Genomic DNA, 16836 nt, shown 5'->3' with positions numbered 1-16836 from the left:
GCCGATGGTGCGGGCCTCGACAGAACAGGTGTGGGAATGGCTTGATGCCGTTCCCGACCCTGAAATTCCGGTGATCTCGGTCGTCGATCTGGGCATCGTGCGCGATGTTGAATGGGACGGCGACACGCTGACCGTTTCCGTGACGCCCACCTACTCGGGTTGCCCGGCGACATCCGTGATCAGCATGGACATCGAAACCACCCTGCGTGACCACGGCATCGACAAAATCAGGTTGCAAACCAGAATTTCGCCCGCGTGGACAACTGATTGGCTGACCGACAAGGGTCGTGCCAAGCTTGAAGAATATGGCATTGCCCCGCCGCAACCGGCGGGCGGGCCGGAACGCTGTCCCCATTGCGGCAGCAAGGCGGTGGAAAAGGTCAGCCAGTTCGGCTCGACCCCGTGCAAGGCGCATTGGCGCTGCACAGACTGCCTGGAACCCTTTGACTATTTCAAGTGCATCTGAGGAGGAGCCGATGGCGCGCTTTCACGATCTGGAAGTCACAGACATCCACAAGACCATCCGCGACGCTGTCGTGGTAACGCTGAAACCGGTGAACGGCTCGGCGGAGGAGTTCGATTTTACCCAAGGCCAATACCTGACCTTCCGCCGGGATTTCGATGGCGAGGAACTGCGCCGGTCGTACTCGATCTGTGCGGGCAAGGATGAAGGCATCCTTCAAGTTGGCATCAAGCGCGTCGATGGTGGGGCGTTTTCGACCTGGGCCAATGAAGAAATGAAGGTTGGCGACACGCTGCAGGCAATGCCTCCGATGGGCGGGTTCTTTACGCCACTCGATGCCGCTGCCGAGAGGCAATATGTCGGCTTTGCCGGTGGCTCGGGCATCACGCCGGTGTTGTCAATTCTCAAGACCACTCTGGCGCGGGAACCCAGATCGCAGTTCACGCTGGTCTATGCCAACAAGGGTGTGAACACGATTATGTTTCGAGAAGAACTGGAGGATCTCAAAAACCTCTATATGGGTCGTCTGAATGTGATCCACATTCTCGAATCGGACGCACAGGAAATCGATCTGTTCACTGGCCTGGTAACGCAAGAGAAATGCGCCGAGCTGTTCAAGCATTGGATCGACATCGAAAACACCGACATGGCTTATATCTGCGGTCCCGAGCCGATGATGCTGGGCATCGCAGCCGCGCTGCGGGCGCACGGGCTGACCGACGGTCAGATCAAGTTCGAACTGTTCGCCAGCGCCCAGCCCGGTCGCGCCAGGCGCAAGGTGGTTTCCGCCGAGGCCGCAACCAGCGCGAACCAGACCAAAGCCGCCATAACGCTGGATGGCGCGACCCAGACCATCACCATGCCCAAGGATCTGTCGATCCTTGACGCGGCACTGGAAAACCGGATGGACGCGCCATATGCCTGCAAGGCCGGCGTCTGTTCGACCTGCCGCTGCCGCGTGATCGAAGGCGAGGTCGAGATGATCGCAAACCACGCGCTCGAAGATTACGAAGTCGAGAAAGGGTATGTTCTGAGTTGCCAGGCCTATCCGCTGACAGACAGCGTCGTCGTCGACTATGACCAGTGAGGGAGAGAGACAATGGCCGAAGACATGACGATTGAAAGCTATCTCGCGGCTGGCGGAGTGCTGACCAACCCGACCAACGTGCCGCCACGCTACCGCGCTGAGTTGATGAAACTGATGGCGACATTCGTGGACAGCGAACTGGCGGGGGCTGCAGGTTTTGCCGACGTGATAAACCGGGGACCGGGGATCAAGGAACGGATTGCGGCTGCAAAGATCGTTCTGGAAAAGACCGACAATGCCGACCGTGTCTTGCGGATCATGGGCGAGTTCGGGGCCGATGCCGAGCGCTATGCCAACCATCACCCATGGACGGCGCGGCTGGACCGGGCAGCAGACATCGGTGCAACACGGTCCGAGCACGACATGCGTCTGGCTGTGTTCAACTATCCCATCGAAGGCTGGGTGGACGCCGTGATGATGAACCTGCTGATGAGCCGCGCGGTGGCCGTTCAGCTTGCCGAGTTTTCGCTGATCTCGTATCAGCCACTGGCCGAAGCGTTCCGCGTGATCGCACCCATCGAGGCGCATCATGGTGAACTGGCGATGGAAGGCGCGGTGAAACTGATCGAAGACGGCCACGCCTCGGAGATGCAGGCATCGGCCGACTATTGGTGGCCTCGGGTTGCAGCCAGCTTTGGTACTGGCACCTCTCAGAAAGCCAGCAGCCTAAAGGATATGGGTTTGCGCAAATCCACTAACGCGGAACTGCGTACGCGTTGGGAAGCCGAGGCGGCGAGCATCCTTGAAACGCTTGGCCTCAACCGCCCCTGATAACAATTCGGTCGGCGGCAAACCCGCCGGCCACCCCGCGTTCTTGGGCACCGCCGCGGTTACTTGGCCGGTCGACCGATCAAGCCATATTTCAATGCGAACGATCTGAATGACCAGCGTTTGCGCCGTGCCGCAAGACGCTCTGGCTTCAGCGCGGTTCCACCCTGACGGTTGAACTCGTAGACATCGATTATGCGTTCGGCGCAACCGCAGGCCTCTCCCATTCCGACTTTGGCGAAATAGAATTTTTCGAAGCTTTCCGGTTTCTGCATGGTGTTTCTCCTGCCCCGAACAAAGCAGGAAACGCGCCAAAACCCAAACCTCTTTAGGCGCTGTTCATACCAATGTGATGTATCAGAGGCCCTGCAAGCCATGCAGAGTCAGCGTGCTGACCATGTGCGCATAATCTTCCCGAGCGGAGCTATCCGCACCCGAGTTCCACATGTAGTACCAGTTCAGCATGCCAAACACAGACATCGTCGCAGACCGCAGCTTGCCCGGATCGCCATTGAAAACTTCAGGCGCGATGTCACTGATGATGTTGCTCACGAAGACAATCATGTCGCGCTGATAGCCGCGCAGCAACTTCTGCTGCTCGATGGGCAAGGCTGACATTCCGCTGGTCTGAACCCTGTGCTCGTCATCGACGCCCTGATAGGCCAGCAGTATTTCACGAACCACCCTGTGCAGCCGATCCGGTTTGCTCAACCCGTCCAACTCGATCCCGCAGATCAGGTCGCGCAACTCGCGCAGGTAGGTCTCAAGAATGTCGAACAGGATCGCATCCTTGCTGTCGTAGTAGTGATAGATATTCGCCTTAGATATTCCGCATTCGCGCGCAAGCTGGGTCATCGAAGCGCGGTCGAATCCTTCGCGCGCAAAGACACGCGCGGCAGATTTCAAGATCTGCTCGCGCTTCTGATCGTGGTCTTTCGCTATTGTACGGGCCAAACCTCACTCCTTGTCGCGGTTGTCGACAACGCGCTTGGCCTTGCCCTGAGAGCGTTCGACATCACCGGGTTCCCCTACAATAATCTCGGTGGAAACGCCAACAATGTCCTTGATCCGCTTGGTCAGCATGCGGGCGGCGGCGGTCTTGCTCAACTCGTCCGCAGCCCCGGGCAACGCTTCGACAAAAACGCGCATCGCGTCCATGCGACCGGCCTTGTAAAGCTCGATCTGGTAATGCGGAGAGATCCCGCCGGTGGCCATCACCTGTTCTTCGACCTGGCTGGGGAACACGTTGACCCCGCGTAGAATGATCATGTCGTCGGAGCGACCGGTGATCTTTTCCATCCGCCGCATCGACCGTGCGGTCCCCGGCAAAAGCCGGGTCAGATCGCGGGTGCGATAGCGGATCATCGGCAGACCTTCCTTGGTCAGCGTTGTGAACACCAGTTCTCCCATCTCGCCATCGTCACAAACCTCGCCGGTTTCGGGGTTGATGATTTCTGGAAAGAAGTGATCTTCCCAGATCACGGGACCGTCCTTGGTCTCTACGCATTCATTCGCCACTCCCGGACCCATGATCTCGGACAGGCCGTAAATATCGACCGCATGCATGTCGAAGGCCTGTTCAACCTCTTTGCGCATCGCGTCAGTCCAAGGTTCGGCCCCGAACACACCCACCTTCAGCGAGCTTTCGCGGGGATCCATGCCAACCTTCCTGTATTGTTCGAGAATGTTGAGCATATAGGACGGCGTCACCATGATCCCGTCGGGCTTGAAATCAGTGATCAGGCCAACCTGTTTCTCGGTCTGCCCGCCCGACATCGGAACCACCGTCGCTCCCAGACGCTCGATCCCGTAATGCGCGCCCAGACCGCCTGTGAACAGGCCATAGCCGTAAGCGTTGTGCACCATGTCACCGCGACGCAGACCGCTGGCCCGCAAGGACCGAGCCACCAGATCTGCCCAGTTGTCGATGTCATTCTGCGTATAGCCCACGACGGTCGGCTTGCCCGTCGTACCCGATGACGCGTGCAACCGGATGATTTGTTCGCGCGGCACGGCGAACAGGCCAAACGGATAGTTGTCGCGCAGATCGTTCTTGTATGTGAACGGGAACTTGGCCAAGTCGCTCAGGCTTTGCAGGTCATCCGGATGCACCCCGGCCTCGTCGAACCGATTCTTGTACATCGGCACGTTGTCATAGGCGTGGCGGACGGACCATTTCAACCGGTCCAGCTGCAGGGCACGGATTTCATCGATCGAGGCAATCTCGATCGGGTCCAGATCAGCCTTGTTGGGGGTCAGGTCCTTCATGGTATCCTCCTCGCCTTACTCTTCGTCAAACAAAGTGCCGTTGATCGCGCGGGACATACCTCGAAACTCCGCAATCTTTCGGCCGTCCTGATTTGTCACAGTGATGTCATAAATTCCGTTACGCCCTGTCAGGCTCACTTCGGTTGCGATAGCTGTCAGCCGGTCGCCCAATCGCCCCGGCGCGATGTAGCTGATCACGTTGTGCTGCGCGACGGTGGACTGATTTCGGCTGTTGCAGGCGAACGCAAACGCGCTGTCCGCCAGCAGAAACGTCACGCCACCATGACATATCTTGTGCCCGTTGCAGTGATGCGCCTCGACCGTCAATTCCGCCGTCGCGGTACCTTCATCGATATGAGTGATTTCTATCCCTGCCCATTTCGAGGCATTATCTTCGGCCCACATCATCGCTGCCGATTCTTCTGCGCGTTCTTTGGGAGTCATATTCACCTACCTTGAAATCTCGGCGCGCGTTTTTCGAGGAAAGCTGTGACGCCCTCGGCATAATCGGCGCTTTCACCGCAGGTTTTCATGGCATCCGCTTCCAGCTCAAGATGGTCCGTCAACGTATTGACCGCAGCGGCCTGGATCGACTGTTTTGTCAACCCCAGACCAAGGGTCGGACCATTAGCGAACTGCTCGGCCATTGCACGTGCTTCGGTCATGAGTTGATCGTCCGGCAATGCCTTCCAGATCAAGCCCCAATCTTCGGCTTGCTTTGCCGGTAACGGTTGCGCCGTCAGCGCCAACCCCTTAGCTCGAGCTTCGCCCAACAGGCGAGGTAGGTGCCAAGAACCGCCGGTGTCAGGGATCAGGCCGACCTTAGAAAACGACTGGATGAATTTTGCACTTTCAGCTGCCATAACAATGTCGCAGGCAAGCGCGATATTGGCACCCGCCCCCGCGGCTACCCCGTTCACCGCGCAGATGACCGGAAAATCCAGCGCCCGGATCAGGCGGACCAGCGGCGCATAGAACGTGCGAACCGTGTTGCCGAGATCGGGAGGACCATCCATTTTCGAAGGATCACGATCCCCCAAATCCTGCCCTGCGCAAAACCCGCGCCCCGCCCCAGTCAACAGTATCGCACGCGCACCATCGTCGCGCGACGTTTCCAATGCGGATCGAAGCGCATTGTGCATCTCATCGGTAAAACTGTTCAGCCTGTCGGGACGGTTGAGAGTGATTTCAACCCAATTCCCATGGCTTTGGGTAAGAATCGTATCGGTCATCACCAGCTCGCTTTGCGATTATTTCAACAATGTTCTTGCATAAACCGAACGGTTGGTCAATAAATTCTTCACGAAACGATTCCCAGCCAATCGGGGCAAGGATATGTCTGACAAACCGGTGATCTCGGTAGAACGCAAAGGTGACATCGCTTGGGTGGAAATTGACAATCCGCCGGTGAATGCCACTTCGACCGCCGTTCGAGCGGGATTGAAGAAAGCGGTTGCTGACGTGCAGGGCGCGCGCGTGGCCATTTTGATCTGCGCGGGCCGCACATTCATCGCCGGGGGCGACATGTCGGAATTCGATCGCCCTGCAGAGGAACCGCATTTGCCCGATGTAGTCCAGTTATTTGAGGACAGTAAAACCCCATTTGTCGCCGTCATGCACGGAAACGTCCTTGGAGGCGGCTTTGAGATAGCAATGGCCTGCGCATGGCGTATCGCTTCAGAGGGCACGAAGTTTGGCTTGCCGGAAGTTAATGTCGGCCTCATCCCCGGTGCAGGCGGTACCCAGCGCACCCCGCGCCTGATCGGGATGCAGGCTGCGATCGACATGGCGTGCAGGGGTAAAATATTTGACGCGGAAGAGATGCTCGCTTTGGGCGGAATTGACCAGATTGTGTCGGGAGACCTGCGTCAAGCTGCTGTGGAGTTCACCCGAACCCTTCAGAACCGGCCCGAAATTGTCAGCCTGCGTAAATCCGACACATTGGATCGCGACACCTATGAGGCGACCGTCGCCAGTCTTTCAAAAGCCGCCAAGGGGCAGAAGTCACCCGTCCTGAACCTGAAAGCGCTGCAGTGGGTCGCGCGGCCTTTTTCCGAAGGTCAGCCTAAGGAACGGGCGCTGCATCTCAGACTTCGCCAATCCGATGAGAGCCGTGCACTTCGGTACGCTTTTTTTGCCGAAAGGATTGTCAGCAAACCCAAAGCGATCGACGGCGTTACCCCACGTGACCTGAACCAGATCGCAATTGTCGGCGGCGGTTTGATGGGCGCTGGTATCGCCACTGCCTGCCTAAGTGGCGGGTATTTTGTCACCCTGATCGAGCGCGATACAGAGGCTGCCCTGGCCGCCCGCGATCGCGTATCCGCCCTGATCGAAGGGGGCGTCAAACGGGGGAAAACCAGTTCCGAACAGTATCAAGAAATGCTCGGGAAACTGAACACGACCAGTGATTATACCGATGCAGCCGACGCCGATCTAGCGATAGAGGCAGTGTTCGAAGATCTCGACACAAAACGCGGCGTGTTCTCGCAACTCTCAATGGCGATGTCGAAAGACGCCATTCTGGCTACCAATACGTCCTACCTTGATCCGACCCTGATCTTCGACAGCGTCGCCAACCCGGCCCGCTGTTTGGGGCTGCATTTCTTCAGCCCTGCGCATGTGATGAAACTGCTGGAAATCGTCAAGACGCCAGATACCGCATCAGAGGTACTTGCAACTGGTTTTGCATTTGCCAAGAAACTGCGCAAGATTGCGGTCCTTGCTGATATCTGCGACGGCTTCATCGGGAACCGAATGCTTGCCGCATACCGGCGCGAGGCTGAATACCTGCTGGCCGATGGTGCCCTGCCTCACGAGGTCGACGCTGCCATGCGGGCGGAGGGCCTGCCGATGGGGCCATTCGAGTTGCAGGATCTGACGGGATTGCAAATCGCCTGGGCCAATCGGAAACGGCAAGCCCCCGCCCGTAACCCGCGTGAGCGCTATGAGACCATCGCTGATACGCTTTGCGAGATGGGGCGGTTTGGCCAAAGAACCGGTGAAGGGTGGTACAAATATGACGATGGGTCACGTTTCCCCCAACGCGACCCTGAGGTTGAAACCCTGATCGAAGCCAATTCAACACAGCGTGGCATCACTCGCCGAAAGTTCACCCCAAAAGACATTGCAGATCGGCTTCTGGCTGTGCTGGCCAACGAGGGCGCGCTGATCGTGCAGGAAGGAATCGCCGAACGCCCGGAAGACGTGGATATGGTTCAATTGCACGGCTACGGCTTTCCGCGCTGGCGCGGCGGGCCGATGCATCTGGCCGCGAAAAATGGCCCGGAACACATGGCCGCAATCATGCGAAAGCTCGAAATCGAAAGCCCGAATTCGTGGCAACTCGCCGATCCGATGCAGAACAACTTAACCTGTTGATGGTTACAAAAAGGACCATTAACGCATTTATGACTCACGTTTTGGAGGAGGAAATCCAGTCATGAAATTCACCAAGCTCTCATCCCTGTTGGCTTCGGCCGCGCTGGCGGTAAGCGGCACCGTGGCGATGGCGGCGGACTATACGCTGACCATTTCCAGCTGGGCGCCGCCGACCCACGGCATCAACGCAATGATGTGGCCCAAGTTTGTCGAGATGGTCGAAGAGGCAACCGACGGCCAGGTGACCGCCGAGCTGAAGCTTGGCATCGCACCACCGCCCGCGCAGATGGACCTGATCCAGGATGGCGCCGCCGATGCCTCGATCATTTTCCACGGTTATCAGCCGGGGCGGTTCGTCGTCACCAAGCTGATCGAACTGCCCGGATACGAAGGCTCGGCCGAGGCGGCTTCGGTTGCCTATTGGCGCACATATGACAAGTACTTGAAGGCCGCAGACGAGCATCGCGGCGTCAAGGTGATCGCCCTGCACACGCATGGTCCCGCCCAACTCCATTCCAACTCGTCCGTGACTGGCCTTGACCAGTTCTCGGGCCTCAAGGTCCGTATTCCCGGCGGTGTCGGTGGCGATGTCGGTACGGCGTTAGGCGCGACCGGCATTCAGGTTCCAGCCCCAAAGGTCTATGAAACACTTGCATCGAAAGCGGCCGATGGCGTAGTTATGCCCTTCGAATCCCGCAAAGGTTTCAAGCTGACCGAAGTCGCGCAAAACGTCTATGAAATGCCCGGCGGACTTTACCGTGGTTCCTTCGCCTTCATCATGAACGAAGACACTTTTGCAGATCTGCCTGAAGATATTCAGGCCGTATTGGAAGAGAAGGTGTTCGGCGAGCCGCTGAGCCGCGAGATCGGCAAGATCTGGGATGAGATCGACGCCATTGGCCGCGAGGAAACCGAAGCTGCCGAGGGCAATGCAATCAACGCTGCCTCGGATGCAGACCTTGAGAAATTCGCGGCGATTGCCGAAGACATCCGCGCAAAGGTCATCGCCGAAGTCGACGCAACCGGCGTAGATGCGCAGGCCGCCTATGACATGATCAAGTCGGAAATGGCGGGCAACTAAGCCCATCACCGGGGGCGGCAGTCGGCCGCCCCTGAACCTCCGGGAGACCATTCATGACATCCCTTATTCACCTTGTGCGCCGAGCCAGCATCCTGCCGGTGATAGTGGCCAGCATCGCCCTGTTCATCCTGATGGTGATGACCTTCTGCGACGTGATCCTGCGCTCGGTGTTCAATTCGCCCATCGAAGCCGCCACTGAACTTACCCGCATCTTTATGGCTGTTCTGGTGTTTTCCGTGTTGCCAATCATCTCGGTAACAAATGGCCAGATCGCCGTGGATCTGACAGACAGTTTTTTTCACCGGTTCCGGCTTGATCGCATACGTGATGGCATCATCTATCTGGCGAGCGGCATCATGATGTACTGGCCCGCGCAACGTGTCTGGATTCTGGCCGAGCGCGCGCGCGACTATGGGGATGTGACCGAATACCTGGCCATTCCGACCTACATCGTTGGCTGGTTCATCACGATCTCGGTGGCAATCACCGGAGTTGTGATGATCGTTACCGGCCTTCTGCACTTCTTCGCACCTCACTACCTCTCGGAGCACACCCAATGACCGCAGCACTGATCGGATTTGCACTGGTCCTGATTCTGGTGCTCGTGCGCCTGCCTATTGTTTTCGCGATGGGTTTGGTCGGGACGCTGGGCTTCGCTTACGAGCGCGGCGGCTCGATCTTTGACGAACGCGGCCTCAAGGCCGCGATGTCGATGGTTGGTCGTCAGATCACGGACACCGCCCAGGACTATGGTCTTTCTGTGGTTCCATTGTTCATCCTCATGGGTCTTTTCGTGAACAAGGGCGGAATGGCGCGCGAGCTCTACGCAGTGTCCAATGCTTTTCTTGGCCACATGCGCGGCGGTATCGCCATGGCAACCGTTGCGGCCTGTGGTGGCTTTTCGGCCATCTGCGGATCATCACTGGCCACCGCAGCCACCATGTCCAAGGTCGCCATGCCGCAGATGCGCCGCTATGGTTATTCGGATGAATTGAGCACCGCCTCCATCGCGGCGGGCGGTACCTTGGGCATCCTGATACCGCCCTCGGTCATCCTTGTGATCTATGGGCTTCTGACCGAAACCTCGATAGGAAAACTGTTCATGGCAGGGATCATTCCGGGGCTTCTGGGCATCCTGTTCTACCTGTTTGCCGTGCGTTGGACCGTGTGGCGCAACCCCGAGGCCGGCCCCGCAGGCGAACGCGCCGGCTGGGGCGAACGGCTCCGCGCGCTTGGGTCTGTCTGGGCTGTCTTGCTGCTGTTCTTCCTTGTTATTGGCGGCTTGTACGGGGCCTTTGACTTCCACCCCCTGAACCTGACTTTTTCGCCGACCGAAGCGGCGGGAATGGGGGCCGCAGGAGCATTTCTGATCGCCTTGTTCCGTGGCGGTTTGACCGTCGGCTCCACATTTGAGGTGTTGAAAGAAACCACCTTCACAGCGGCGGCCCTGTTTTCGGTTCTGATCGGTGCGCAGATCTTCTCAAACTTCATCAACCTCGCAGGTCTTCCCGAAGCCCTCATAGGGTTAGTTACTGCCTATGACGTATCGCCTTTCGTCGTGATCCTGATGATCCTGGGCATATACATCATCCTGGGCTGCGTGTTTGAATCCCTATCGATGTTGTTGCTGACCGTGCCTATCTTTTTTCCCCTGGTGACTTCGCTGGGTTATGATCCAATCTGGTTTGGCATTGTCGTTGTGGTTGTGACCGAGATATCACTGATCACCCCACCGGTCGGACTGAACGTTTTCATCCTGAAAGGGGTTGTCGGCGACGTCTCGACCGGCACGATTTTCCGTGGCGTGACGCCTTTTTGGGTGGCGGATATCTTTCGTCTGGCCCTGATCGTTCTGGTCCCCATCGTGGTTCTGTATCTGCCTCAGCAGATGGGCGCACTAGGTCACTGACATTTCCGTTGGCCGGAGCTTTCGCCTACGCCATTCGGGTATGGTACAAACAACAATTTATTGACCGATCGTTCGGTTAATTATATAGTAATCAATACGCCGCCGTAGCCGCGTGACAGGAACAGGAGAGTCCCATGAGCTTGCAACAGATTTCCAGTTTTGCCGCCGGAGATTGGGTGGCTCCCGGTGCGGGCGCACGCATCATCGCTTCGGCCATCACTGGTGAACCAATCGCAACTGCAGGAAACTCGGCCCTGGATGTGCAGGCAATGCTGGACTACGCCCGCAGCAAGGGTGGCCCGGCCCTACGAAAGATAACGTTCCACGAGCGCGCCAAGATGCTCAAGGCTCTTGCGCAGGCTCTGAACGCGCGAAAGCAGGAGCTGTATGAGTTGAGCTTCAACACTGGCGCGACCCAGTCCGACCATCTGATCGATATCGACGGCGGAATCGGCACGATGTTCGTTTTCGCCTCCAAGGGCCGCCGTGAGATGCCTGATGGGCACGTCTATCTTGACGGCGACGTGGAACAGCTTTCTCGCAACGGCACCTTTCTCGGCCAGCACGTCTGCACCCCGCTACAAGGTGTTGCCATTCACATCAACGCCTTCAACTTCCCGGTCTGGGGGATGCTGGAAAAGCTGGCCCCCACCATGTTGGCGGGCGTTCCGGCCATCGTAAAGCCCGCCACAAACAGCTGCTATGTCACCGAACTGGCGGTTCGGATCATGCTTGACAGTGGCATTCTGCCAGCAGGCGCGTTGCAACTGGTTTCCGGCGGTCTGGGTGACACGCTGGATCGTTTGGACTGTCAGGATGTGATCAGTTTCACCGGCTCGGCCAACACCGCACTGAAACTGCGGCAGAACCCCGTTATTCTTGAAAGCTCCGTGAGGTTCGTGGCCGAGCAGGACAGCCTCAACGCTTCGATTTTGGGGCCGGACGCCGAACCCGGCACAACCGAGTTCGACCTGTTCGTCAAGGAAGTCGCGCGCGAGATGACCACCAAGGCGGGGCAAAAGTGCACTGCCATCCGCCGCATCATCGCACCGCAAGCGCGAGTTGAAGCCGTGATCGACTCTCTTTCCGCACGACTGTCGAAAACCGTGATCGGAGATCCCCGGCTGGAAGGCACACGGATGGGTGCGTTGGTATCGAACGGGCAAAAAGCGGATGTTCTGGCCAAGGCTGCGATCATTGGTCAAGAAGCCGAGCGCGTATTTGGCGACCCCGACGCATTCGAGGTGGTAGGGGCAGATGCGGCCAGGGGCGCGTTTGTGCCGCCGATGCTGTACCATTGCGCCGATCCTGACAACGCCGCCCGGGTGCATGACACCGAAGCCTTTGGCCCTGTCTCGACGATCATGGGGTATCGTGATCTGGATCATGCGGTCGCCCTCGCAAATCGCGGTCAGGGTTCGCTGGTAACGTCTGTCATCACCCACGACCTGCAGGTTGCCCGAGACATCGTGCTAGGCGCGGGAGCCTATCATGGACGGATCTACATAAACAATCGGGACTCGATGAAGGAAGCGACCGGCCACGGCTCTCCCCTGCCTCACATGGTTCATGGCGGTCCCGGCCGCGCCGGCGGCGGTGAGGAAATGGGTGGTGTGCGCGGTGTGAAACATTATATGCAGCGCACCGCGGTGCAGGGTTCGCCCGAAATGCTGGCCACCATTGGGGAGAAATGGGTACCCGGAGCAGCGGAAATCAAGGGGCCTGCCCACCCCTTCACCCGAAAGTTCGGGGAACTGGCCTTGGGCGAAACTCTGCACACTCCATCGCGCACCATCACGATGGACGACATCGAACATTTCGCGCAATTCACCGGTGATACATTCTATGCCCACATGGACGAGGAAGCCGCTGGTCGGAACCCCTTCTTTCCCGGCCGCGTGGCACATGGCTATCTGCTGCTATCCTTTGCTGCCGGCCTGTTCGTGGAACCGAACGAAGGGCCGGTTCTGGCCAATACCGGGCTTGACGGTCTGCGCTTCATGAAACCCGTCAGCGCTGGCGACAGCATAAAGGTACGCTTAACTGTCAAGAAAAAGACCCGCCGCACTGACGATTATGGCGAAATACGCTGGCATGTCACCCTGACCAATCAGGATGACGAGTTGGTGGCGGAATACGAATTGCTTACGATGAACGCGTATTGATCGGCGGGCCTGACCCGCTTGCCCGCGAATCTGACCCGCGTTGTTTGGCGACAAATAATCGGATTTTCTTATCGGTCGCACAGGTTTAATCTGTCTTCATGACGAATGGGAATACCTGGTTCGAAGATGCTGCAGCCGAATTGGCGGACCCTCAGAACCAGAGGGTCTGGTCCATTATCGTGTCCCTTTTCGGCGATTTGGCGCAGGAGCGCGACGCACGGATCTCTGGCGGCGCACTAAGCCGGATCATCGAACCGATGGGTATCAAGCCCGAAGCTATACGCGTCGCATTGCATCGACTTCGAAAGGACGGCTGGATTGAAAGCGTCCGCTCAGGGCGCGAATCCAAACACTTTCTCAGCGAATTTGGCAGAACCCAATCGGCGCAGGTCACACCGCGCATTTACGCCCGCGACCTTCAGATTCCAGACCGATGGCACCTGTTGATCGCCGAAGATGGGCCTGGCGTCCACACGCTGGATGACCTGATGATGGCGAGTGACTATACCGCCTTAGGTCGAACTGTTGCGCTTGGCGCCGGCCCTGCTCCAAGGAATTGCGAAGACCTGGCCGTTTTTGAGGTTTCGGCGCACGCCGCACCGGTCTGGCTACAAAACCGCCTCTGTCCTCCGGACCTGCGAGAGGCGTGCAACAGCCTACAACACTCCATTCGGACTGTGCTTGAGGCTCGCCCTGCGAACTGGCGACCCACGCCGTTACAGGCCGCAACCCTGCGAACTCTGATCGTGCATCGATGGCGCCGCGTGGTCCTTAGACACCCGGAACTGCCCGCTGTCTTCTTCCCGCCGGATTGGTCTGGAACCACGTGCCGAAGAGACGTGTTTCGTTTTCTGGACACTTTGCCACGCCCGTCACTCGATCAGATCAATGCGTCAGTCTGATCCGGCCTTGAGATTGCATGACAAGGCATGGGTCGGCGGCTCTGCGCGAGCAAAGCCATCTGAAAGCGTACAATGTTTTCAGGGTATTTGGTAGCGGAGGAGGGACTTGAACCCCCGACACGCGGATTATGATTCCGCTGCTCTAACCAACTGAGCTACTCCGCCACAAGTGAGAGGGCATTTAAGGGAGGGGCCAAGAAGGGTCAAGAGGGAAATGTAGTGTCCCGAGAATGTTTCCAACAATTCGAAAACACGCGAAAGGGATTGGTGCAGATCGCACAAACGCCGCAGTCACTGTGCTCTTGCGCACCACTGGCTAGCGAGAATTTGAGACTGTTGTTTCAGTCGGTTGGCCGTGCGGGATAGTCTGATCTTATGGTAATGATTCCCGCTCCTATCTTGAACTGGTTCAGGTCGAAAGGTTGGGCGATCCATCCGCATCAGATCGCACTCTTCGAGAAAGCCGCGAAACCTGGAGCATTGCTCGTCGCGCCCACTGGCGGAGGCAAGACCATGGCCGGCTTTCTGCCGACTCTCGCGGAACTAGCCGATGGGTCACATTATGGGCTGCACACGCTTTATGTCTCGCCACTCAAGGCTTTGGCTGCGGACATAAAACGGAACTTGCGCGCGCCAGTGGACGAAATCGGCCTGCCGATCCGTGTCGAAGACCGAACCGGCGACACTTCGGCGACGCAGAAGAAACGTCAGCGCGCCGATCCGCCGCATGTCCTGCTGACGACCCCTGAAAGCTTGGCCCTGCTGACGTCATATGAGGACGCACCAAGAGTTTTTGCTGGTTTGGAACGGGTGATCGTCGATGAAATCCATGCCTTGGCAGAAAGCAAGCGCGGGGACCAATTGATGCTGGCGCTGGCCAGGCTTCAATCCATGCGCCCAAACCTGCGCCGTGTGGGCCTGTCAGCCACGGTCGAGGATCCGCAATCGATCGCGTCCTATCTTGCCCACCACCCCAATCCTTGCGAAATCGTTCTGGCCGACCCGGGGCCGGACCCGGATATTTCGATGCTTGAAATCGGTCAGGCACCGCCGTGGTCCGGCGGAGGAGCGGCTTATGCGATCCCTGCCGTTCTGGAACAGGTCAGGAAACACAAGACCACGCTGATCTTTCACAATACGAGAGCGCAGGCCGAAATCTTCTTTCACAATCTGTGGTTGGCGAACGATGACCGACTACCGATTGGAATACACCACGGCAGCCTTGACCGGCAACAACGTGAACGGGTCGAAGCCGCGATGGTGCGGGGAGAGTTGCGTGCCATCGTCTGCACTGGCTCATTGGATCTGGGGATCGATTGGGGCGACGTGGATCTGGTGATCCAGATCGGCGCTCCCAAGAACGTCAAGCGGCTGGTCCAACGGATCGGACGGGCGAACCATCGCTACAATGCACCCTCCAAGGCGTTGCTGGTGCCCGCAAACCGCTTTGAAGTGGTGGAATGCGTTGCCGCTTTGGAGGCGGTGCGAGCGCGCGATCTGGATGGCGAGCCACGCGGCCGTGGTCCTCGCGATGTCTTGTGCCAGCATATTCTGATCGCAGCCGCATCGGGCCCCTTTGATTCCGAGGCGCTTTATACCGAGATGTCGGCAGCTGGGCCATTTTCCGACTTGAGTAGAACAGAGTTCGATGCCTGTCTCGATTTCTGCGCGACAGGCGGCTACGCCTTACAGGCTTACGACCGTTGGCAGCGATTGCAGGAGCAACCAAACGGTATGTGGCAGCTGCGCGACCCTCGCGCAGCACAGCGGATACGCATGAACATCGGAACGATTCAGGACGCCGACATGCTCAAGGTCCGCCTGAAACGAAACAGAGGCGGAAAACCGTTGGGAGAAGTGGAGGAAGGCTTTGCCGCCTCACTGACACCCGGTGACACATTTCTGATCGGCGGCCAGATCGTGCGGTACGAGGGGTTGCGTGAAATGGTCGTCGAAGTCAGCCGGCAGGCTAGTCGAAAGCCAAAGATCGCAGTGTTTTCCGGAAGCAAATTCTCGACATCCACCCAACTGTGTTCGCGCATTCTTGACATCTTTGCGCAGCCCGACTGGCCACAACTCCCCGCGCACACGGCCGAATGGCTGGCACTGCAACGCGAGGTTTCGCAGTTACCCCGGCAAGGTCGACTGCTGATAGAAAGCTTTCCCAGCGAAGGGCGCGAACATATCTGCGTTTTTGGTTTTGCCGGTCGAAACGGACAACAAACCTTGGGCTTGCTGTTGACGAAGCAGATGGAGGAACAGGGATTGGCGCCACTTGGCTTTGTCGCTAACGACTATGCAACTCTGATCTGGGGATTGGATAAAGTTTCCGATCCTCGATCTTTGCTTGAAGTAGAGGTGCTGCGTAACGGCTTGGAACGATGGTTCTCCGGCAATCAGTTGATGAAACGCACATTTCGAACCAGCGCAACAATTGCAGGGCTGATCGAGCGCAACATAGCGGGGCAACGCAAGACCGGTCGGCAGGCCACATTCTCATCAGATATCCTTTATGACACTTTGGTCAAATATGACCCCGAACATTTGCTGTTGCAGATCACACGTGAGGAGGCCATGCGCGGACTGGTCGATTTCGCGCGGATCGAAGAGATGCTGGAACGCGTCGACGGCAGGATTGATCTCATCCGCCTGAACCACATTTCTCCACTGGCGGCTCCATTGTTTCTGGAAGTCGGGAAAGTGGCAATTAGGGGCGAGGCCGAAGAGCGGCTGCTGGCCGAGGAAAGTCAAATGCTTCTGCGGCACGCGGGCCTCGCCCCTTGAGGGCGATCGATTTCGGGTTGAAAACTCA

The 16836-nt window shown here is 57.9% G+C and carries 15 protein-coding genes and 1 tRNA gene; 10 read left to right on the top strand and 6 right to left on the bottom strand.

Going from position 1 to position 16836, the window contains the following annotated elements; translation table 11 throughout:
• Positions 1-4 precede the first annotated feature (4 nt).
• Genes paaD through AC2FMY_RS03460 form a run of 3 tightly spaced genes read left to right on the top strand, consistent with a single transcriptional unit; the run spans position 5 to position 2321 of the window.
• Positions 5-466: a 1,2-phenylacetyl-CoA epoxidase subunit PaaD gene (gene paaD, locus AC2FMY_RS03470; protein WP_480747977.1), complete on the top strand. Its 462-nt coding sequence runs from the start codon at positions 5-7 to the stop codon at positions 464-466.
• A gap of 10 nt (positions 467-476) precedes the next feature.
• Positions 477-1550, top strand: coding sequence for a 1,2-phenylacetyl-CoA epoxidase subunit PaaE (gene paaE, locus AC2FMY_RS03465; protein WP_480747978.1), 1074 nt, complete (start codon positions 477-479; stop codon positions 1548-1550).
• A 12-nt stretch (positions 1551-1562) separates the two neighbouring features.
• Complete coding sequence (locus AC2FMY_RS03460) at positions 1563-2321, top strand: Phenylacetic acid catabolic protein (protein WP_496745858.1); 759 nt, start codon at positions 1563-1565, stop codon at positions 2319-2321.
• Positions 2322-2380: 59 nt separating this feature from the next.
• Here AC2FMY_RS03460 and AC2FMY_RS03455 read toward each other — a convergent pair whose 3' ends face one another.
• The 5 genes from AC2FMY_RS03455 to paaG form a co-directional block, all read right to left on the bottom strand.
• Entirely contained in the window at positions 2381-2593 is a 213-nt protein-coding gene (locus AC2FMY_RS03455) for a hypothetical protein (protein WP_480747980.1), read from the bottom strand.
• 82 nt (positions 2594-2675) lie between these two features.
• Complete coding sequence (locus AC2FMY_RS03450; protein ID WP_480747981.1) at positions 2676-3272, bottom strand: TetR/AcrR family transcriptional regulator; 597 nt, start codon at positions 3270-3272, stop codon at positions 2676-2678.
• Between the two features lie 3 nt (positions 3273-3275).
• Complete coding sequence (gene paaK / locus AC2FMY_RS03445) at positions 3276-4586, bottom strand: phenylacetate--CoA ligase PaaK (protein WP_480747982.1); 1311 nt, start codon at positions 4584-4586, stop codon at positions 3276-3278.
• 15 nt (positions 4587-4601) lie between these two features.
• Entirely contained in the window at positions 4602-5030 is a 429-nt protein-coding gene (paaI, locus tag AC2FMY_RS03440) for a hydroxyphenylacetyl-CoA thioesterase PaaI (RefSeq protein ID WP_480747983.1), read from the bottom strand.
• A gap of 2 nt (positions 5031-5032) precedes the next feature.
• Positions 5033-5818, bottom strand: coding sequence for a 2-(1,2-epoxy-1,2-dihydrophenyl)acetyl-CoA isomerase PaaG (gene paaG, locus AC2FMY_RS03435; protein WP_480747984.1), 786 nt, complete (start codon positions 5816-5818; stop codon positions 5033-5035).
• A gap of 103 nt (positions 5819-5921) precedes the next feature.
• Here paaG and AC2FMY_RS03430 point away from each other — a divergent pair, with 103 nt between their 5' ends.
• From AC2FMY_RS03430 to AC2FMY_RS03405, 6 genes are all read left to right on the top strand, one after another.
• Positions 5922-7967 carry a 3-hydroxyacyl-CoA dehydrogenase NAD-binding domain-containing protein gene (locus AC2FMY_RS03430; protein WP_496806986.1) on the top strand — a complete coding sequence of 682 codons (2046 nt, stop codon included), beginning with the start codon at positions 5922-5924 and terminating at the stop codon, positions 7965-7967.
• Positions 7968-8028: 61 nt separating this feature from the next.
• The gene (locus AC2FMY_RS03425; RefSeq protein ID WP_496745864.1) at positions 8029-9048 is read left to right on the top strand and encodes a TRAP transporter substrate-binding protein; all 1020 of its coding nucleotides are present in this window, start codon (positions 8029-8031) and stop codon (positions 9046-9048) included.
• Positions 9049-9101: 53 nt separating this feature from the next.
• A complete protein-coding gene (locus AC2FMY_RS03420) occupies positions 9102-9608 on the top strand; it encodes a TRAP transporter small permease (protein WP_480747987.1) in 507 nt (168 codons plus the stop codon).
• A complete protein-coding gene (locus AC2FMY_RS03415) occupies positions 9605-10957 on the top strand; it encodes a TRAP transporter large permease (protein ID WP_480747988.1) in 1353 nt (450 codons plus the stop codon). Before AC2FMY_RS03420 ends, AC2FMY_RS03415 begins: the two co-directional genes overlap by 4 nt.
• Before the next feature lie 134 nt (positions 10958-11091).
• Complete coding sequence (paaZ, locus tag AC2FMY_RS03410) at positions 11092-13122, top strand: phenylacetic acid degradation bifunctional protein PaaZ (protein ID WP_496745866.1); 2031 nt, start codon at positions 11092-11094, stop codon at positions 13120-13122.
• 98 nt (positions 13123-13220) lie between these two features.
• The gene (locus AC2FMY_RS03405) at positions 13221-14024 is read left to right on the top strand and encodes a PaaX family transcriptional regulator C-terminal domain-containing protein (RefSeq protein WP_480747990.1); all 804 of its coding nucleotides are present in this window, start codon (positions 13221-13223) and stop codon (positions 14022-14024) included.
• Between the two features lie 88 nt (positions 14025-14112).
• Here AC2FMY_RS03405 and AC2FMY_RS03400 read toward each other — a convergent pair.
• Positions 14113-14189, bottom strand: a tRNA-Met gene (locus tag AC2FMY_RS03400).
• Between the two features lie 210 nt (positions 14190-14399).
• Between AC2FMY_RS03400 and AC2FMY_RS03395 the strand changes: the two genes are divergently transcribed.
• Positions 14400-16808, top strand: coding sequence for a ligase-associated DNA damage response DEXH box helicase (locus AC2FMY_RS03395; RefSeq protein ID WP_496806985.1), 2409 nt, complete (start codon positions 14400-14402; stop codon positions 16806-16808).
• The last annotated feature ends 28 nt before the right edge of the window (positions 16809-16836 follow it).

It is taken from the genome of Ruegeria sp. YKSE079 (assembly GCF_059612845.1).
The sequence above is the reverse complement of the archived record's forward strand: the minus strand, read 5'-3'. Positions and strand labels throughout refer to the sequence as shown.